The following is a 21742-nucleotide window of genomic DNA, read 5'->3' on the forward strand; positions in this document are numbered from 1 at the left end:
TCGCCACATAACCTCTCCGGCGACGAAAAGGATATTGCTTCTATTCCTCAGTGAGGAACTTGTCTGGCGACAACACCTGATAGCCTCCTGAATGACATTGCTGCTGCTGTCACGATAACGTCAACAATTACCTTAGCGCCCTCATATATAAACAGCGTAAACTATGGGTGATTCACTTTACTCACTCACCAGGGATACAACCTGTCAGCGTTCCCTCTTAACACATGCAATTACCTGATTACCCCACACACCGGTGTCTCTGGAGCATGAAATGAACAGTACAACAGCGGCAGGCAAGCAGAAAGTGCCGTTACGACTCAGTACCTCAATCACCCTGATGGTTTCTGCGGTTGTTGTGGCGGTGCTACTGGTGGTTTACTCATTGTTATTTGTTCAACTTAGCCAGATGGCTCAAGACAGTTTGCAAGCCAAAGCCACTGCGGTGGCACGCACGGTTTCACTGTCTCCCGTGGTCATCCACGGCCTGACAACCCCTGCTGTCGGGCAAGAAATTCAGGCTTATGCTCGTGCGGTACAAAAAGCGAATGACCTGTTATTCATCGTTGTCACTGATATGAATGGCATTCGTCATTCACATCCCAATAGTGCGATGATCGGTCAACATTTTATCGGTAATGACTTACTGCCTGCGTTGCAGGGTAAAGAAAATAGCGCCGTCAACCGCGGGGTACTGGCTCCTGCCCTGCGTATTTTTGTGCCGATTTATGGGCTACAAGGTAAACAAATCGGTGTGGTAGCCATTGGAATTGCACTTACCCGTATCGCATCAGTTGTCAGCGAGGCCCGCTGGACCATCCCTTGGACTATCTTATTTGGTGCTCTGATCGGTACACTGGGTATCTGGGCTTTGGTTAAAACGCTGAAAAAGATCATGTTGGGTTTCGAACCCTATGAAATTTCTAATTTATTCGAGCAGCGCAACGCAATGTTGCAATCAATTAAAGAAGGCGTGATTGCCGTTGATGCCGATTCACGTATCACCATAATAAACCACGAAGCGAAGCGTCTATTTAAACAAAGCGGGCCGCTGGAGAATTTATTATTAAGTAACGCCAGTAAATACTGGCCTGCCAAACTCTATCTACAGCAAGTATTAGAAACGGGCATCGCTCGTCCCGATGAAGAAATAAATTTTGATGGCAGCATATTACTGACCAATACCGTCCCAGTGATGGCAAAAGGTAATATCATCGGCGCGATTGCGACTTTCCGTGATAAAACCGACGTCAGTAAATTAATGCTACGCCTGACGGGTATGTCCCATTACGCCGATGCATTACGGGCACAATCGCATGAATTTATGAATAAATTGCATGTTATACTGGGCCTGTTGCATATGAAGCATTATCAACAACTCGAAGCGTATATTGTCAAAACATCCAATAATTATCAGGCTGAGATCGGCTCTCTGTTGCACAAAATAAAATCACCTATTATTGCGGGCTTCCTGTTAGAGAAAATTAACCGGGCGCATAATTTAGGTATCACTTTATCCATCAGTGACGATAGTTTGCTGCCAGATACCCATAATGAACAGATAACCACCGCCTTAATTACTGTATTAGGCAATCTCATTGAAAATGCTATCGAGGCTATTGATAACCAGGGCCAACGGGAGATCAATGTCAGCTTCCACTATCAGAATGGCCGGTTACATTGTGCCGTAAGTGATGATGGGCCGGGTATTGGCGCAGCACTGCAAACGCATATTTTTGATAACGGCTTCTCGACCAAAGGCAATGAGCGCGGTATTGGCCTGAGTTTAGTGCGGCAGTGTATAGAGAGTCTCGGTGGCAGTATTGAGTTTGACTCTGAAGCCGGAGTCTATACCCAATTTTTCATTAACCTTCCCTACGATATCACCACGAATAACAACGGCGCATAAAATCATGATTAATGTATTGATAGTGGAAGATGATGCGATGGTGGCGGAGCTGAACAAATGTTATCTCAGTCAGGTAGCCGGTTTTAACTGCTGCGGCACCGTATCCAGTCTGCAACAAGCCAGAGACTATTTTATAACATCAAAGCAATCTATCGATCTGGTGCTGCTGGATGTCTTCATGCGTCAGGATAATGGTCTGGAACTGCTACCGACATTGCGTGAATTAAGTGAGCAGACTGATGTGATTGTTATTTCATCAGCCACCGATGTGAATACTATCAAAAAAGCACTGCAATACGGTGTCGTGGACTATCTGATAAAGCCGTTTCAGTTTTCCCGCTTTGAGCAGGCGCTGTCGGCTTACCGCGAAAAACAAAACTTGCTGGGTCAACGTAAATTTTGCGCTCAAGAGGACGTGGATACCTTGCTGCGGCACAATAACCCCGCCCTCACAGAGCGTAAAAAATTGCCTAAGGGCCTGACGGTACAGACATTACGCACCGTGTGCGAATGGATTCAGGAGATGCAAGACCATGAGTTCTCTACCGAACAGATGGCAAATGCGATTGGTATTTCTCGGGTATCCTGTCGTAAGTATCTGATTTATCTTTCAGATACGGAAATTCTGAGTACCAAAGTGCTTTATGGTGCTACCGGGCGGCCACTATACCTCTATAAAAGGTTGCCAAACCAGCAAGACGCATTAAAGCAACATTGTCAGTAGCAACGCTGTGAAACAAGCCACTTCAGCACAAAAAGCAAGTGGCCATCAAGACGAGTGACTACCCGCTATAGGCCGCTTGTGCTTTTATTGCCTCAATCGAGGTCAGGCAAATCCACATGCAGTATTGATCGACACGGCGGCAATCAAGTGTGTCGGGATCGATATCAGCATAATCACCCGCGCGGTAGCGAAACTTAGAAAACTGAGTGGTTTCTTGCGTCGCGTGAATGTGTAGCGTGAGAGTATCGATGTTACCAGCGGTGCTACTCGGCATATCCAGAATGCGTTCGCGGCCATCGCGTAGATAGGTGTGCCAGCGTTCGTTGGCGGTAATTTCGGCTGCATACATCGTCAATACGCCACGATACCACCCAGGCCACCTCCCCCAGTTTGCTTTATCTGTGCCAAAATCCTCAACCAACTTACGACACCAGTAGATCTGGCGTTGCAAGAACGTAATCATCAGCTCGCTACTTAACATGACAGAATGCCCGCAACCGAAGCGTTGCCAATGTTCAACGCCGTGTCGATGGCAGAAATCGAGCATCTTCTCGCGGAACTCAACGGAGAAATAGTAATTACCACGACCATGCACCGGGTAGAGTGGCGTAAAATTCGCCAGATGGTGTGTAAGAAAAACATCCGCATCGGTGCGAAGCAACCATTGGTAGCGTTTAAGTACGGTATCAATATGTGGTCCGCTAAGACAGGCAATAGAATTGATAAAGTGATAATTGTGAAACTGGGGATCATGCTGTGAAACCGGTGCAAACGGTATCAAAATAATACCAGGCTCTTTCGGCAATGTATCAACTAGCGCAGGATGATGAACCACAATCAGGTCTGATGTCTCCCAGCAACCACTGTGAATCCAGCTTTTATGTAGCCAACTGAACTCTTCCAACATCGTCTGCGAATTATCGATGTACGTCATGATGCCCACTTTTTTATCCTTAACTCCCACTCCATCTCTCCTTATCTATCTGCAATTCCGTTGAAAACTCAGTTGTACTGATGCCTGTAGCGGTGCAGCATATAAAAGAACATCATGGGCGACAATCAACCAGATAAGATGTGACATAAATTCAGAAATCAGCCCGATTACCCGGTCAAATAGTGCCTAACTCTGGCCGCGAACATGCAATATAGACTCAGTGTTAGCACAATATTACTCCTGTGATACAAATACAAAAGCCATACTATTTATTATAATAAACAAGACAAGTAAAATAAATTATAAAATTAAACCTCAGATTTATACATTAATGTGAATGTACTTTATGTCAAATAAGATAAATTGCAATGTTTTATTAATAACATCATATAAATAGATAAATTTTTTTAAAAATAATTATATTTAAAATAGTATGTGACAAATTTATACTCAAAATAACCAGAGCAACGTCTTTCACCTGTTTAACAATGAGTTATGGTGGTGGTTAAAATTCAATCAATGATTACAGTGAATACTGTATGGCGAAAACATGGGTGTCGGTTATAAATTAATCAGCCCTATTTGATTACTTGTTGTGGTAATAGAGCAACAAAAATAATTAATAAGTGAATATTTTTTTTGCCACATACCGGAAGAAACGATAGCATGCCCACCGAGATTAAATGTCACTGATAAAAACCATAACAACTGAAGGCGCTAAGACGCTATTTATGCATTAACCTTTAGCAATCAGATTCTGTATTACATTCACCATGATTGCACTACAGACAAGAAAATAGGGAAAGTTTATGATTTCAGGAAAGCATTCTGCGGAGACTCATCATGCGGCAAAAAAGCGCTGGTTAGACTCCCATGACAGTGGTTATCACAAAAGCATGGGCCGTCGTCATATACAAATGATAGCCATTGGTGGCTCAATTGGAACGGGGTTATTTTTAGGTACAGGTGCCCGCCTACAAATGGCTGGCCCCGCATTAGCACTGGTTTATCTGGTCTGCGGAGTCTTCTCATTTTTCATCCTTAGGGCTTTGGGGGAATTGGTATTACACCGCCCTACCAGCGGTAGTTTTGTTTCTTATGCGCGTGAATTCCTCGGTGAGAAAGCGTCATATGTCGCCGGGTGGATGTACTTTCTTAACTGGGCGATGACGGGCATTGTCGATATCACCGCCGTGGCGCTCTACATGCATTATTGGGGGACGTTCTCAGATGTCCCCCAATGGCTATTTGCTCTGGGCGCGCTGTCCATTGTCGCCACCATGAATATGATTGGTGTGAAATGGTTCGCCGAGATGGAGTTCTGGTTTGCGCTAATCAAAGTTGTTGCTATTGCACTTTTCTTAGCCGTTGGCGTGGTCTTCCTCGGCACCGGGCAAAGTGTGGCTGGCCATGCAACGGGTTTACATCTGATAACTGACAATGGTGGTTTTTTCCCTCACGGCTTATTACCGGCATTAGTGCTGGTTCAAGGGGTTATCTTCGCCTTCGCGGGTATCGAATTGATCGGCACGGCAGCCGGAGAATGCAAAGACCCGGAAAAAACACTGCCCAAAGCGATTAATAGTGTGATCTGGCGGATTGGCTTGTTCTATGTCGGCTCCGTGGTATTACTGGTCTGTTTGCTGCCGTGGAATGCCTATCAGGCGGGCCAAAGCCCCTTCGTGACATTTTTCAGCAGCTTGGGTGTCCCTTATATCGGCACTATCATGAATATTGTGGTATTAACCGCCGCACTTTCTAGTCTTAATTCCGGGCTTTACTCCACTGGCCGAATTCTGCGCTCCCTCTCAATGGGCGGTTCGGCTCCGCAATTCATGTCCCGAATGAGCCGCCAATCAGTGCCTTATGCGGGTATTCTCGTGACTGTCGGTATCTATGTTCTGGGCGTGATTCTTAACTATCTCGTTCCATCACAAGTGTTCGAGATCGTGTTAAATATCGCGTCGTTAGGCATTATCAGTTCATGGGCATTCATCATTATCTGTCAGATGAAGCTACGTCAGGCAATCAAACAGGGAACGGCAAAACCGGTGTCGTTCAAAATGCCCGGCGCGCCCGTGACATCCTGGCTAACCCTCTTTTTCCTTGCGGGCGTGTTAGTCATGATGGCTTTTGACTATCCTAACGGAACCTGGACCATTGCCACCGTACCTCTGGTCGCGATCTTGCTGGTTATCGGCTGGTTTAGTCTGCGAAAACGTGCCAGCGAGGTGGCCGCAGCACCGCTTGCCCCAATGCCAAAACAGAGTATGCGAGAAGATGTGGCAGCAAAGGAAATGAAACCGGCCGAGTTATACAAGTAACAGACTGTTTGTAAAAAATTTATTCAGTCCGTAGGCTGACAGCGCTACGGACTGAATTTAACGAGAAACCGCCAGTGGACGTGTGGGAGAGGCTAGCATCATCTGTTGAGCAGAAAAGCCCGTAATACCACGGCTTGATTTGATATGCATCTTTGCGGCCATACCGCAAAGTTATAGGCTGCTGTTAATCATTGGTTCATACCACTCATGCTGATCCAATCGATTACTTTTGATAAAGATCCCAACGGTTGCCATAAATATCTTCGAAAACCACTACCATGCCATACTCTTCTTTGCGTGGTTCTTCGCAGAATGCAACCCCTTTCGATTTCATCGACGCGTAATCGCGCCAGAAATCATCTGTCTCAAGAAATAGAAATACCCGTCCGCCGCACTGGTTACCAATAAACGCAGCCTGAGAATCATTTGATGCACGAGCCAGTAATAAACGGCACTCACTCTCCGGTGTTGGCGAAACAGACACCCAACGCTTACCCGGTTGTGGTTCATCTTCCCTTAAGAAAAAACCCAATTTTTCGGTATAATATTCAATAGCTTTATCGTAATCGTCAACCACGATTGCAATATAACCCATCCCTCTTTTGGTGCTTTTCATCAAGGCATCTCCCTATTATTCATAGTTTTTTACTATGTTATGATTCTTGAACCAAGCTCGCGACTGATTTCTCAAGTATCTGTTGGGAAAATACCCGCCGACACATTGCCGTCCGCTTTATCAAATAACGCATTTCACTGTGAAGTATCTGACTTTTTTAGGTACATTACGTTAAGATATTTTCTATTAAGTGACTATTTTTTGACTCTAAAGAGGGAAATAACGTGAGTATAAAACTGATTGCTGTTGATATGGATGGAACATTCCTCAATGACCAGATGAACTTTGATAGAAAACGGTTCAGTACTCAATATTCTCAGTTAAAAGAAAATGGTATCAAGTTTGTCGTCGCCAGTGGGAATCAATATTACCAACTGATCTCTTTTTTCCCTGACATTGCCCATGAAATTGCTTTTGTAGCCGAAAATGGTGCCTATGTTGTAAATGAGAATAGCGAGATTTTCTGCGGTAGAATATCCGATGACGATTGTAAAACCGTGCTCAAAACATTACAGGCGATCCCCTACCTTGATATCATTGTTTGTGGGAAGAATGGCGCCTATATGCTCAAAACATCGAGTAATGACTTTTATACCACAATGAGTAAATACTATCATCGCCTTGAAATTATCGATGATTTTAGCAAAATAACTGAACCTGCTTTCAAATTTGCCATCAGTTTACCTAATGAAAAATTAGCCGATTTTATGGTATTTGTTGAGCGAAAACTGGCAGGAATAGTCACTCCCGTTTCTAGCGGGCATGGTTCTGTTGACCTGATCATTCCAGGGGTACATAAAGCCAATGGCCTGCGATTACTTCAGAAAATAGAGGGCATTGCGGATGAAGAAGTGGCGGCGTTTGGTGACGGTGGCAATGATATTGAAATGTTAAAACAAGCAGGTTTTGGCTTTGCTATGGCAAATGCGACGCATCATATTAAGCACGTTGCCAGATTCGAAGCTGAGTCCAATAATGATTTCGGCGTATTAAATGTAATTGACAAAATACTCAACAAACAAGCACCCTTCGCTTAATAATTTAAGACTAAAAGAATGCCGGTGGATAAACAAATAGAATGGTTCTCAGCGTGACTGGGATCAACGCCGAGAATATATTCATTTATCCCTCACTCAGTTGATAGGGCACACCGCAGGTTTGATTCCGGCCATTTCTTTTTGCCTGATACAGTTGTAGATCAGCTTGAAGCAGCAGTGTGGTTGGCATACCGTCGCTTTGAGTTTCTTTGCAGCAAACCCCAAGGCTAATACTGACAAAGGGAGAAACAGTTGAGCCAACATGAGGGATTTCCTGCTCGAGAAGCTGCAACCTGATGGCCTCAGCAACCTCCATAGCCCCAACCAACCCAGTGTTGGGGAGTAGGCAGACGAACTCTTCACCACCATAACGGGCAACCAGATCGGTTGGACGCTTGAGAGTATCTTGAATAATTTTCGCGACCCGCCGCAAACAATCGTCACCGGCCTGATGACCATAGAGGTCATTGTATTTTTTGAAAAAATCAACATCAATCATAATCAAACTGAGTGGTAAACTATTGCGGTTCGCCAGTTTCCACTCCTCTTCTAATTTTCCATCAAAATAACGCCGATTATAAACCTCAGTTAAGCCATCCAAATAAACTAATTGACGTAACAAATCAGATTGGGCTTTGAGTAACAGGTGAGTTTTCACTCTTGCCCTTACGGTGTTGCGGTTAATCGGCTTACTGATAAAATCGACAGCTCCAGCACTAAAACAGCGGGTTTCTGTCTCCTCATCAATATGTGCAGTAACAAAGATAACCGGAATATCGCTAGTTTCGGTACAAGCTTTGAGTTTGGCGCAAACCTCAAAACCATTCATATCGGGCATTTCGATGTCCAGTAAAATCAGGTCAGGCTGCTGGCTATGACAGACATCAAGTGCCTGTTTACCACTAGTGGCCATGCAAACATTATGATCCGCAGAAAATGCTTGATAGAGTACCTGAATATTTATCGGATGATCGTCAACAATCAGAATCTTAGGCTTCTTGGCACCAGGAAGCATCAAGGCCAAATTCTGAGAAAAAGGCTGAACTATAGTCATATCTTTTTATCTCTCTGGCTAGAAAGGTTTTCCAGCAGGGCTTGACATAGCTGGATAGCTTTGGCGAAATCTAATTGATTGATGGCCTCATTGAGTGGCAATAATTGTCCATTCAGTTGCTGACCCACCGTCGCCTGTAATTGACTTATCACCTCCAGCGCCGCCATATCTGAATTTTCTAATAGCACTATCAAACTGTTCAATTGCGGCTCAATAGATTGCGTACTCCGCATTTCTGCCGGGTCTGCCTGCGTGGCATCAGCTGATAGCAGTTGAATTAAGCTCGCGATATCAGCCTGCATCGCCAGCACTTTAGTTTTCAGATCATTCAGTAGCTGATTGATCATCTCAGTGGTCGCGGCAACACTGTTATTGAGCAACTTCTCCCCTTGGCCGGCACATAACGACAGCTCAGTGGCCCCTAATTGGGCGGCAAGTCCCTTGATAGTATGTAGCAAACGAGATGCTGATTGATGATCGCCCTGCGTCATCAATGCATCCAATTGCGTCGGGAACGTCGCCAAATCTGCCGCGAATAGCGATAACATTTTTTGATAAAGGGAAACATCCCCACCTAATCTATTCAGTGCCGATTCCACCTCGATACCGGTTGTTGCTACGGCACTCTTCAACTCAGCAGAGAGTGATGACGGGCTGGCGCGGCTAACGGTGGCCGTGATATCAGTACGTCCACTGTATTTGCGGATAGTCTGTATCAGATTATTCAAGTCAAAGGGTTTACCAATATGATCATTCATTCCCGCAGCCAAACAAGCGTCACGATCTGATGCCATCGCATTAGCTGTCATAGCAATAATCGGCAACGTCTTCAGCCCAAGAGATTCACGGATATAGCGCGTCGCATTAAATCCATCCATTACGGGCATCTGTAAATCCATTAATACAACATCAAAGAGGGTTGGAGTCCGCTCTAATATCTCGATAGCCTCTTTACCGTGATTAGCAATCGTGACTGTCGCCCCCTCATCTTCCAGTAACTCACGGGCTATTTGTTGGTTATTCAAATTATCTTCTACGATCAATAACTGAATATCGGACAGTTGATATGAGGATTCGGCGACTCTTGGTTTCGCAATATCAGGTTGTTTACGTTCACTTAATGCATCGATCACTGAATCCAGTAACATAGATGCTGTAATCGGTTTGACCAAATAGCCATCCAATAATGCCTGATCTTCTTCACTGCGCTGCAACAACATTTCACGATCATGGGCGGTTATCATCACAATCATCGGCGCATTATCTGCCGGCATCAGTTCACGGACATATTTACTGGTCTGCCAGCCATCCAACCCCGGCATTTGCCAGTCAATAAAGAGCGCGCCATAGGTAATACCGCTATCACGCTGTTGTTTCATCAATTGCAGTGCCTGGTCGCCACTGGTTGCGACATCAACCGTCCATTTTAATGACTCACCCATCCGCTTAATCAGGTCACAGGCTGTCGGATTATCATCAACAACTAATACCCGCAGATGATTCAATACCTGCGCTCTGCTCACCAGCGTACTCGGTATTTCATTATCAATAACCAGGTTAGAAGGAGAGGATAGCGGCAATGTTATGGTGAAATGGAACAAACTCCCTTGCCCCGGCTGGCTTTCTAACTCAAGTCTGCCGCCCATTAATGCAACAAAACGCTGGCTAATCACTAAGCCCAATCCGGTGCCACCAAAGCGACGGGTGGTCGAGGCTTCTGCTTGAGTGAAACCACTAAAAATACTTTCCTGATGCTCAGGTGCAATACCAATGCCGGTATCGCGGACACCAAAGTGCAAGGTAACCTGCTGGCTATCCTGTTTAAGCACCTTGATAAATAACACCACTTCACCTTGCTCAGTGAATTTCAGCGCATTACCGCCAAGGTTAGTTAATATTTGCTGAAGCCGCATACTATCACCCTCAACAAACTGCGGCAGAGCAGGGTCAATATCAAACAACACTTCAACTTTTTTAATTTTGAGGTTACTCGATAAAATAACCGCCAGATCGCGTAGCATCACATGGATATCAAATGGGATACATTCCAGCACCATTTTGCCAGCTTCAATTTTGGAGAAGTCCAGAATATCGTTCAGTAACCGGAGCAAGGTGCGGGTGGCGGCTTCACTTTTAACAGCATAGTCGGCTTGCTTATTATTCAGCCCTGTTTTACGCAGTAATGTCAGCATCCCAAGGATAGCATTCATCGGGGTACGAAGTTCATGGCTCATATTGGCCAAAAATGCAGACTTAGCTTTATTGGCCTCTTCCGCCGCTTGTCGGGCGGATTGCAGTATATCTTCGGCTTCTCGCTGCTGAGTAATATCCCGATTGATCCCCATCATCAAAACAGCATTACCATATTCATCTCGCTCTACCGTCCCGGTCGACTGAATGTAACGAACCTGACCGTGAACAATAATACGGAAAATCTGACGATAGATGCCGCCGTTATCTAATGCCGCTTTTACGGCATTATTTACAATAGGCCGATCGTCAGGATGAACAAGGCTATACCAATACGCCTGCGGAAGCGGTGTATTACGCATCTCCTCCGGCAGTTCATAAATATCATTCATTCGATCATCGAAAGAAAATGTCCCTTCCTGAATGTTCCAGGTCCAGATACCTAATTCAGCCACATCAGCCGCTCTGACTAATTGATTTTTGGCAATAATCAGGTTGGCCTGCTGAATTTTATTAGCTGTAATATCAATTTGGATGGAGATATATCGTTCAATTTGGCCGGTACTGTTTTTAAACGGTGCAATCGTGGTATCAACCCAATATAAACGCCCTCCTTTCGCTTTATTGCAGATCTCTCCACGCCAGGAGATGCCATTGGCAATGTTATGCCACATTGATTGCCAAAATGCCGCATCGTGAGTATGTGAGTCAATTAACCGGTAGGTCTGCCCAATCAGTTCTTCTCGGCTATAACCACTAATATTACAAAACGCATCATTAACATCAGTAATTAATCCTGCACTGTCTGCGGTAGAGATAATACCGTGCAGATTAAGGGTGCTGAGTAAGGCATTATTTTCACGTAAGGCCGTTTCAAGACGCTGATAGGTGGCTTTACGTTCACTAATATCCGACTCTATCGCCATAAAACCAATGGGTTCATTCTGATCGTTATAGCGAGGTTGAATTTCCAGCTCAATCCAGTATTCCTGCCCCGACTTAGAACGGTTTACTATTTCGCCTTTAAAGGGTTCACCCGCATCTAACGCGGTTTTCATCGCCGTTTTCACACTGTGGTCTGTACTACTACACTGAAGTAATTTCCCCGGTGATTTACCTAACGCTTCGGCCTGGCTGTAGCCGGTAATACGCTCAAACCCCTCATTAACCCAGACGATTTCACGGTTTACATCGGTAATAACAACGGCATTAGAGGTATTTTTCGCTACCAACGCCAAACGCTCAAGATCTGCGGTCATGTTGCGTGCCAGCATTTCAGCTCGATTGCGCCCACTGACTTGCTGCCGAATAAGTAATGCCAATGCTGAGCTGAGCAAAATACCAAAAGCAAACACTAACCAAGGCGCATAACGTTCAGTCAGCGCTTCAAAGGCAGGCGTGCTGCTAATACGCAGTGTCATCTCTCGCCCTGGTAGCGGCAAGATACTGGTATTGTGGAATATTCTGGCCGCCATTGTTTCATCATTGTGATCTTCATCCGGTATGAGATTGTCATATTTACTGCCATCGGCATCGAAGACCATCGTTTTATTAGATAAATCATTAAGACTATCAAACAACTCAATATCCACTCGCCCACTCATAAACTCGGGAATATCACGTAATAAATCAGCAATGACAATGGGCGAATACAACAGACCGACCAATGATGCCTGGCGTTCAGCAGGTGTCATTGGGTGAGTGCCCGATTTATAAACCGGGACAAAAAGTAATACGCCGGGAGTTTTAACGTTAGACTGAACCAGATAAATTGTGCCGGAAATCGTGGGGTTCCCGCTGTTGATTGCCAATAGCGCGGCTTCCCGCCTGACCGACTCAGAACCAATATCAAGCCCCTCAGCCCCTTTATTTTTTTCAGCAGGTTCAACATATTTAATAATATACAAATCGTCATGTTGCTTATCTTGCAACTGACGAAGAGAAAAATCAGGTGCACCGTCAGCTCTGGTATTCGCAATAAACTCATTCAACTGGCTGCGTGGCACCCGCTGAATAAAACCAAACCCTCTGACGCCAGGAAACTCGACAGATAAATTACGCGAGGCTACATATGCACGAAATTGTTGGCGGGTTAGATAACCATTGGCCGCATAAGCACCTTTGATACCATTCAGTCCATATATCGGTTGAGAGAAACGCCAAATAACTTCACCTGAAACTCTGTCAACATTACGCTGGAAATCAACGGTAGTATTGTCTTCAATTTCGTTAAACAGCCACCATGCTCCTGCGCCCGAAATAGCAGCACCCAGTAAAAATATAAATAATGGCAACAAAATGGTTTGTTGTAATAGCCCAGCCATCCAGGACAAGTATGTTTTGGATGGCCGGGTCGGTGCTTTCAATGCTGAAGGATTCATATAAAATTTATATCCTTATAATCATCATAGACTCAAGCATAGGATCGCTATGTGATTTAAGACAGTGCAGACCATCCTAAATGTTATTGCGATACTGAGAATGTCGTTTATCTGTGACCACAATAGGTATCAAGGTTGAACCTGTAATTGCAGCTCATTGTGACCAACGACCTCACCCCGGCGGTTAAGAATGTCACTCATCACCGTTATCGTTTGGTCACTGCGTGGAGTGACTTGCAACTCAATCACTTTTTGCCCGCTGTCAGCCATCAGATTGATGTCCTGCGCCCCTTCAGATAACGTCACACCACTTTGCAATATTTTCCAATGCAATGAAGCCTGCGGATAGTCATGCCAGTTATCATTGATGGCCCATAACCCAATGCGCCCAGTCTGCCCCGGCACCCACGTTGCTGTTTTAGGCTCAATAGAGGGTAAAACCGGTTGGTAAGCTCGCTGTAAGGCAAAATAACCGGGTTTGGGATGGCGAAGATAGTCAACTACCCCCCAATTAATTGATGGCCAGGTTTCGGTAAACATAAAGTGAAATAAAGCAGCAACCGGTTGATAACGTTGACGTCGATAACTCTCTGCGGCAAGCTGGATCAAACTTGCCTGATACTGTTGGCTATTAGCGATAAACGTATTGATATCCGTTCCACGAGTGACTCTAGCTAACTCAAATGTCTCGTGAGGTTGGAAATTATGGTAGGCCCAGATACGCCATCCCTCATCTTTTTTATCCGTGGTCTTAGGCCATAAGTCCGTGCCAGAAATAAAGTTTTTTAGCGTGGTTAAATCGGGTAAAGCTTGAGCACCAAACTCGCTAATTATTGCGTTGGTTGCTGGTTTAAGGTGGTCACTTTTCTGCCCTGAATACCAACCTTGCCAGTAATGCTCGCCGGTTGACGAATAAGCATGAGTGATGCGGCTAGCATCCTGACTCAACACTTTTGCTACACGCGCAGTTAACGCTCGATTGATACCTGGCCGCCAGTCCGGGTAACGGTATTGCATCCATGTCGCATCCCAAGGCGGTTCATTATGCCCAGACCACAATATAATGGCAGGATGACTGCCAAACTGCCGTGTCATCTCTGCGGCTTGTCTTGCGGCTTCTTCGGCGAAAGTGGCCGAATCGTCATAGCCCCACTGTAGCGGGAAATCTTGCCAGAGCAGTATCCCCATCTCATCCGCCAGGTCGTACAACGCCCGCCCAGCCACATGAGCATGTACCCTTATGGCATTAACATTCGCCTGCTGCATCATAACTAAATCACGATGATAATCGGCTGGCCGCAAGCTCCCCAGCCACGGGCTGCCAATGTAATTAGTCCCTCTAATGAAAAGGCGTTTACCATTGATTGACCAACTTTGTTCTTGCGGATCTATCGCTATTTGCCGTAAACCCGTGCGCACATGGGCGGTATCCATCGTGCCAAGACCATCAGAAAAACACACCTCCAGCCGGTAAAGATTTTGTTTACCCTGACCCGATGGCCACCATAGCGCGGGGTTATCGAGAGGGAAATTAGCCGTAAGCCGCTGTGCATTGCGTGGGCTGGCAACCAGTGAAACATTCTGCTGCAGTTGATAAGATGGCCCGATGAAATTGTCAGGGATCAGCTTTAGCGACATCGCCACCGAACGGTTGCGATTGGCACGATAATCCAAACTTACCTGCAAAATAGGATATTGCAGCCCTCTGGACCAGTCCGGTACGGCCAATATATTGTCGATAACAGCCCCACGGCTAATATGTGATGCCACGGGAGCCCAAATACCGCCAGAACTAGCATCCTGACCGTGGTCTGACCATGCACCTCCTGGCCGGGTATCATGGTGATTTAAAACACCTTTAATCAGTTGCTTATGAAAAGACCAAACTTTACCGGGGATCTCATAAGGGCTATCTACCCGCACGGCCAACAGATTATCTTTTCGGGCAGCATCCGTAATATCCGTGCTAAATCGCTGAAAATACCCCTGGTGCTGTCCTACTTGCTGATTATTAAGCCAAACATCAGCTTGATAATCGACACCATCAAATATCAAGGTCGCCATATCATCGACACCTAAAATCGGCAGGGTAAACCGAGTGCGATACCACAATACGCCTTGATGGTCGAGGCCCTCGCTGTACCAATTAGCAGGCACTTTCAGTTGTTGCCACAGGCTGTCATCCAGCGTGTCACGCCAGGCCTCAGGAGCAGGTGGATTGCCGTTCTGTACTCGCCATTGGCCAGATAAGTCTTGAGTGGCAGCGGATTGCCGTTGAGCAATAACCACTGGCGGGGCCAGCAGCAAAATAAGCCCCAGGGCCAGAATTGATTGTCGCAAACGGCGAATATTGTTCATTTTGCTGCCCCCAGACCGATAACACGTTCTTGCGGTAGGCATAATTGCGGCCGTGAAAAGACATCACTCATGCGCGCGTCCAGATATCCCGCAGCAGGCTCAGTATTAATTAAGTTCCCCGCCGTTTTATAGAGCAGCGTTTCTAATACCATAGCGTTAGTGGTCAGACTAATCGTTTTATTATACGCACCATTATTCTCATAGCGCCCTTCATACCATCCACGTTGTTCATCATACTGCATCTGAGTCAACTGCATTAATGCATCGGTATAAGGGCTATTCCATAACACCCATAAACCGAAAACTGCGCGGGTTGATACCAACGCCAGATCTGGGTGAAACTTTCCATCCTCACTAATAGTATTCCAGTGGTAACCATTGGCGAATACCGTATCGTAAACATGATATGGCGCAACTGAGGTAAAATAATCGCTACGAGCAGTCAATATATGTTCTTTTTGCCACCGTTTTTCCTGTACTCGATAAACATTATCAATACGGTTTTTCTGCTGTTTAAATATTGGCGTACTTTTTAACTCCATTGCGGTAAGTAGATAAGGTAAGCTGACGACAATAGACGGTACAGAGGTTGTTCGGGCATCTCGAATATCGACATCAATGGGGATACCATAAATAAATATGGTATTGTAAGGAAGGTTAGCTGATATTCCCACAGGAAACCCCCACAATCCAAAAGCACCCGCAACATAATTACTATACCCCAATCGCCCTTCTGACCTTGCTATAAACTGGCCATTAACTGCCGTTGACTTTAGTAATCGTCCATCATTATCAATGACCTGACAAAAATTCCAGCGTAGTAGGAGTTTATCCAGATACTCCGCATATTCAGGATAAAAACGTACGACAACTTTCAAACCTATCATTAAACGGCCGATATCTTGAGCTGACCATCCCAGAGGTTTTGGCTGGTTAGCATAATCAATCATCTGCCCGTTAACGGTATTGTAAAGCAGATTTGGCGCTTTCCCCGCCACTAAAGGTAAATGGCTGATGGTGGCCAATAATAGTGATAGACGCTGATCAAACTCCTGCCGATTAATAATCCCTAACTGTGCTGCCGCAGTTAGGCTGACAAGCGAGTCACCGATTTGCCATAAATTCACAACTGGATAATTATCCAGAGAGTTAATCAGCCCGGTCCCGGATTGTGCATTATTAATAAAATAACGCCATGCGACTTTCGCCCACAATCGTTCATTGTCAGATAACGCACCACTGCGGGCCGCATAGGTAACAGAACTTTGATCAATATTGGCACCGACAGACATACCGCCAATAAATGCAGCACTAAATAGCCCCGCAGCTATCACCAAGGCAAGCGCGGAACACCTCACTGTTTTGCGCATGATGATGTCGCCGTAGCAGGTAATTTAAATATGTTATTACTACCAGAGTCATCCTGACATTGGGCACACTGGCAGCTCTTACAATTTGGCGCTTTACGTATCGCAATACCCGTTTGATCACAAAATGCGGCTAAACTCGGTGTTGCATCAATAAATGGTCGATTCTTTTTACTGTTATTATCATCAAAAGCATTAATTAACTGCCGCTCCCACAACGATGGAATGTAATCTTTATCGCTAGGATCGCCACTGGTAAAGCGGAGTATCTTCCCTTCTTTTTTAAATAATAGTGCTTCCAACATGATGCCGTTATTATTTGCCGTAAACTCTTTAATTGGCCCTTTGCCATTTTCGTATAGGCCCTCGTTGAAACCAATATCCTTAACGTTAGCATTTTCTATCGCATCAAATAACCGGTCAGTGTACGGCGAGTGCCAAAAAACCCACATACCTAATGCAGCCTTTAATGATACAGCCGCATTCTCAGGGACAAAAGCGCCCTGATCGGTAATTGTATTCCAGTTATAGCCATCGGAAAAAACTGTGTCATAAACAAAGTAAGGAGCGCGATCCAACTGATGCTCTGAACGCGCGGTCAGTATTCCCGTTTCACGATAGCGGTTTTCCTGCGCCTGATAGACCCTATTGGCAAAATCTTTCATCCAAGGATGGCTGTAACTCCCAGATTTATTTGCACGATCATTACTGCGATCCCACCCCATCTCAAGACCATGTAAGATATACGATTCGGTAACCACATAGTTGTGTTGATTAGTTTTACGTGCATCTCTAGAATCATAAGGAACTAATACACAATAGATTTTTGCCAAATCATAAGGTTCAGGCCGTGATGCCTTGCAGGTAGAAAAATCCCAAAGCTGGAAACCACTGGCGGCATACTCCTCATAACCCAGTCGCCCTTCCTGCACATACTGAGGCGTGTTATTTTTATCTAAAATCGCACCATATAACGTACCGCAATCATCGACAACATGTGAAAAATCCCAGCCCAAAACCACATTATCAATGCTATTGGCATATTCAGGATAGCGCTCCTTAATAATTTTAAGCCAAATTAACATACGGCCCGTATCAATAGCTGAAAAACCTATTTCACCGGGTTTATTCATATAGTTAACTTTTTCTGCGGTGATGGTATTATAAGCTTTATTGGGTAACTGCCCTTGAAATAATGAAATATTATTCAGTGTCTTTAAAAAAGGTAACATCCGGTGGTCAAACTCTGCCTTATCAATAAGGCCCAATTCGCGAGCAGACACCAACGCCGCCAAATAAGATGCACTGTCCCACATTGTGGTCGAAGGATAATTATTAACGGCATTAACAAGCCCAGTTGTAGGTTGTAGATTGTGGACAAAATATTGCCAGGCATTGACAGCAACCGCCATCTCCCGCGGCGTTAATTCGCCGTGGCGGATAGGATAGGTTTCAGCCGCTAATTTATCACCCGTCGGTGTGGCATCAGCATAAAAAGACAACATCGCCAACAGTGCCAATATCGAGCATACAACCTTAATAAATAGGCTTGAACTTCGCAAAACTGACTGATTTCTCATCATAAAACCTTCCTACTAAAGTTATTTATCCGTTGCGCCGACTGGCTGTTTCACCTGAGTACAGCCAGTACAAAGTAGTTTTCCGCCATTAATAAACGCCAAACTTTCCAGTACGACACCATTAGTATTGGCATTCAGTGAGGTATTTACTTTGTTGTCTATTTCATAAATACCGGCGTACCAACCCTTTGATGGCACCATCAAACCACTTAATTGACGGCGTGTTTGCTCACTATAAGCCGTGCGCCACAATGCATACCAACTAAAGGCTGATTTGGTTGATAACTGCCGCAATTTATCAACTCGCACCCCTTTTTCAGTAATAACCGCCCAATCGTTACCTGAATAGTGCAAGGTGCTATAGATAAAATAAGGCGCGGTGTCCACATGGTCTTCACTGACTGAAGTATAAATTCCTGTTCGCTGAAAACGATTTTCCTGAGCTTTAAATACCCGCCAGGCTAATTCAGACGAATAAAGATCAAAACCCAGCTCTAAGCCCGTCAAAATATAAGGTTCGCTGACGATAAAGGTATTTGCACCTTCTTTTTGTGAGATACGAATATCATCAGGCACCAATATCCCTTCAACTTTAATAAATTGCAGATGTGCTGTGTAATCCAGGGCTAAACTGGCATTAATACCCACCAGTTGCAGGGTTCGTGCAGCATATTGCTCATAACCCATGCGCCCTTCCTGATGCAAGGAGACGGCCTGATTTTTATCGTTAATCGTTGAACCTTGTAATTGATCATCTGCCACTAGCGCATTTAATTTCCAATGTGAAATAACCTTATTCACCTCGACAGCATGTTGGGGATAATTCCAGACCAATATATTTAATGGCACCATCATTCGACTAATATCAATAGCCGACCAACCAATACCTTTAGTACTGGGCTGATTAATATAATTCACCATAGATAATGTCTGCGTGTTATACGCTTTGTTGGGTAGTTTATCCTCAAATAGAGGCAGTTTAGCCAGCGCACCTAATGCATTACTGATACGAGAATCAAACTCGTCTTGCTGAATAATACCAATCCGTTGAGCGGAAATAATTGCCATAAAGTAGCTACTCGTATCCCACATCGTAGATGACGGAAACTTGTCTACGGAATTCACTAAACCACTTGGCTGGGTATTATTTACAAAGTATTGCCATGCGGCTTTGGCCCAAATTATTTCTTCCGGATTCAATGGGCGCGGATTCGGTGTTAATGGTCTTCCAACACTGGGAGCAATATGAACACGGGAATCACCGTTATCCTCGGAATGACTCTCGACATACAACACAATAGAAAAAGCGATTAAAATACCAATCACCATCGCCAGATAACTTCTCGCCTTCAGGAGGTTATATTTAAATGACATCAGGAACCCTCCTGTGCATTAAGTTCAGCATGGTCAGGCTGCCAAAGAGCGGCCAAAACCATTGGCATCATGGCAGCAATGTTTGCGGCCCCCCAAAAGATATTAATCACGAAGCCTGAGGGATCTTTTATATTCCCCTCGGCTATCTGAATCGCCCCCCAAATCAGCCCCAATAAAGTCAGCCCGATAATGGCGAGTTGGGGCTTAACTAAAGATAGAAAATTACCTTGCTGGCGTTCCTTAGGTGTCACATGAAATTTAATCTTCTCCCCCCGCAGCACAGTATCTAATGCCCGTAAATTCATAGAAAATAAAGCCAGGAAAGATGACTTCCCATCCCAGGCGGAGATACCCCATGTGCCAAACATAAACGCTAATTCCGAGACAATCATAAAGGGCAGAAAATGCAGATAAAAAGGCGATGAATACGTCGAAACAGGAGGAATACCCGTAAAGAGATAAATTAACGGGGCAATCAAAAATACCGTATTCCAGATACAGGCAAAATAGGACCAGAAGGTGGTGCCATACATTATTTTTTGTATTGCACTGAGTTTAATACGTTTGCTGGAAAAAAGGCGGTCATGTAAGGCGATATCCATTGAACCTGCGGCATATTTAAATCGTTGGATCATCCAGGTCAGTAAGTCCTGTGGAGAAAGCATTTTTGATTCTATTTGTGGGTGCATCACGGAGCGCCATTTACGACCAGGATCGCCATGTAAAACGATAGAGGTATAAATATCTTCTGACACATGAAATTTATACGGCATCAACTCGGTATCATGTACCACATGAGGCAGCATGGCCTGAGCCAAATCCGCTTTTATTTCACTGTCGGTTAAATCATTAGTATATTGCTCTATCTCATCTTCAATATTATCGACATAGCGCCGCAGTGCGGCCTGCATAATAGCTTCACGCCGATGAATTGATGCTGCACCACAACAAAAAGCGGCATTAGCCCAATTACGTCTGCGCAAAATAACATCATAAAACATCTGGGGATCATTAAAAAAAGGGTCATGACCTACTGTTAATGGGCCAATCAATTTTTCTATCCCTTTACCAAGCAGATAGCCGGTTGTGCCCAGTTTTTGTTTAGCCCATTCAGGTAATGGTTTGCCCTGCGGTAAATCATAAAACCACTGTGGTGTTTGCACCCAGGCAACATCAACATCACGGAAATACCCTAACGTATCGGTTAATATTGTTGGGAACACACGGGTGTCAGCATCACAAATAATAATAAAGTCCCCCTGCGTCATCTCCATGCCGTTACGAAGATTACCAGCCTTATACCCAATATTATTTTCCCGACTTAAATAGTTAACCCCCTCTTCTTGCGCGACCACCGCCATCTCGCTTCGCTTTCCATCATCTAATACATAAATACGATAATCTAAGGGAAAGGGATAAGTTACGGCCAGTGCATCCCGAATCGATAAGCGCACCAATTCAACATCTTCATTATAAGTGGCAATAAATAAATCAACTTTAATCTGCCGCCCTTCTTGCATCTCTTCAGCTACTATACAATCGTCGATTGTTTCAGGTGCTGGCTGAGCAGGAATATCTCTCACTTTCCAGAGGTTGATAGTAAATAAAGCTGAGCCAATAAATGCCAGAGTTTCAGCCATTACCAACGGGATTGCATACCAAAGCGCATCGTAATTAAGTGAATTCATCCAACGCCAGCGGATATAGTTTGCCCCCAAGATGAGAGCAGCAACCGCCAGGCTTTGCCATAAAAACTCAATAGCCCAATGAGTTTTTAGTGGTGATGGTGGTTTTCTGTTTTCAAACGAAGAGAAATAAAAAGCCATATCACAACCTCAGTCAATCCATGAAGATAAGTGAGATAAATCAGTCCATTCAATGAGCTATTGGGGAGATT

The 21742-nt window shown here is 44.8% G+C and carries 12 protein-coding genes and 1 pseudogene; 4 read left to right on the plus strand and 9 right to left on the minus strand.

Annotated elements, in window-relative coordinates; all coding sequences use genetic code 11:
- The first annotated feature begins 271 nt into the window (after positions 1–271).
- On the plus strand, positions 272–1906 hold the full coding sequence (locus tag AT01_RS03350; protein WP_042546086.1) for a sensor histidine kinase: 1635 nt from the start codon (positions 272–274) through the stop codon (positions 1904–1906).
- 4 nt (positions 1907–1910) lie between these two features.
- The gene (gene dcuR, locus AT01_RS03355; protein ID WP_042546087.1) at positions 1911–2630 is read left to right on the plus strand and encodes a two-component system response regulator DcuR; all 720 of its coding nucleotides are present in this window, start codon (positions 1911–1913) and stop codon (positions 2628–2630) included.
- 58 nt (positions 2631–2688) lie between these two features.
- Here dcuR and AT01_RS03360 read toward each other — a convergent pair whose 3' ends face one another.
- Positions 2689–3594, minus strand: a complete 906-nt coding sequence (locus AT01_RS03360) for a DUF7164 domain-containing protein (RefSeq protein WP_004698820.1) — start codon at positions 3592–3594, stop codon at positions 2689–2691.
- A gap of 779 nt (positions 3595–4373) precedes the next feature.
- Between AT01_RS03360 and ansP the strand changes: the two are divergent.
- Positions 4374–5814: pseudogene (gene ansP / locus AT01_RS03365) on the plus strand (L-asparagine permease); the annotation flags it as partial.
- Between the two features lie 297 nt (positions 5815–6111).
- Here the strand turns inward: ansP and AT01_RS03370 are convergent.
- Entirely contained in the window at positions 6112–6504 is a 393-nt protein-coding gene (locus AT01_RS03370; RefSeq protein ID WP_042546088.1) for a VOC family protein, read from the minus strand.
- 224 nt (positions 6505–6728) lie between these two features.
- Between AT01_RS03370 and AT01_RS03375 the strand changes: the two genes are divergently transcribed.
- Entirely contained in the window at positions 6729–7541 is an 813-nt protein-coding gene (locus AT01_RS03375) for a Cof-type HAD-IIB family hydrolase (RefSeq protein ID WP_042546089.1), read from the plus strand.
- Between the two features lie 85 nt (positions 7542–7626).
- On the opposite strand, the gene AT01_RS03380 is transcribed toward AT01_RS03375, so the two are convergent.
- From AT01_RS03380 to AT01_RS03410, 7 genes are all read right to left on the minus strand, one after another.
- Positions 7627–8595, minus strand: a complete 969-nt coding sequence (locus tag AT01_RS03380) for a diguanylate cyclase (RefSeq protein WP_042546090.1) — start codon at positions 8593–8595, stop codon at positions 7627–7629.
- Positions 8592–13166, minus strand: a complete 4575-nt coding sequence (locus AT01_RS03385) for a CHASE domain-containing protein (protein ID WP_082039534.1) — start codon at positions 13164–13166, stop codon at positions 8592–8594. The genes AT01_RS03380 and AT01_RS03385 overlap by 4 nt, the downstream gene beginning before the upstream one ends.
- Before the next feature lie 129 nt (positions 13167–13295).
- The gene (locus AT01_RS03390) at positions 13296–15524 is read right to left on the minus strand and encodes a glycoside hydrolase family 2 protein (protein WP_042546091.1); all 2229 of its coding nucleotides are present in this window, start codon (positions 15522–15524) and stop codon (positions 13296–13298) included.
- Entirely contained in the window at positions 15521–16894 is a 1374-nt protein-coding gene (locus tag AT01_RS03395) for a DUF3131 domain-containing protein (RefSeq protein WP_042546092.1), read from the minus strand. Before AT01_RS03395 ends, AT01_RS03390 begins: the two co-directional genes overlap by 4 nt.
- Positions 16879–18396, minus strand: coding sequence for a DUF3131 domain-containing protein (locus tag AT01_RS03400; RefSeq protein WP_144404967.1), 1518 nt, complete (start codon positions 18394–18396; stop codon positions 16879–16881). Before AT01_RS03400 ends, AT01_RS03395 begins: the two co-directional genes overlap by 16 nt.
- Before the next feature lie 96 nt (positions 18397–18492).
- On the minus strand, positions 18493–19845 hold the full coding sequence (locus AT01_RS03405; RefSeq protein WP_042546093.1) for a DUF3131 domain-containing protein: 1353 nt from the start codon (positions 19843–19845) through the stop codon (positions 18493–18495).
- Entirely contained in the window at positions 19845–21671 is a 1827-nt protein-coding gene (locus tag AT01_RS03410) for a glycosyltransferase (protein ID WP_042546094.1), read from the minus strand. Before AT01_RS03410 ends, AT01_RS03405 begins: the two co-directional genes overlap by 1 nt.
- Between the last annotated feature and the right edge of the window lie 71 nt (positions 21672–21742).

Origin of the sequence: Yersinia aldovae 670-83, assembly GCF_000834395.1 — a bacterium.
GTDB classification, from domain to species: Bacteria; Pseudomonadota; Gammaproteobacteria; order Enterobacterales; family Enterobacteriaceae; genus Yersinia; species Yersinia aldovae.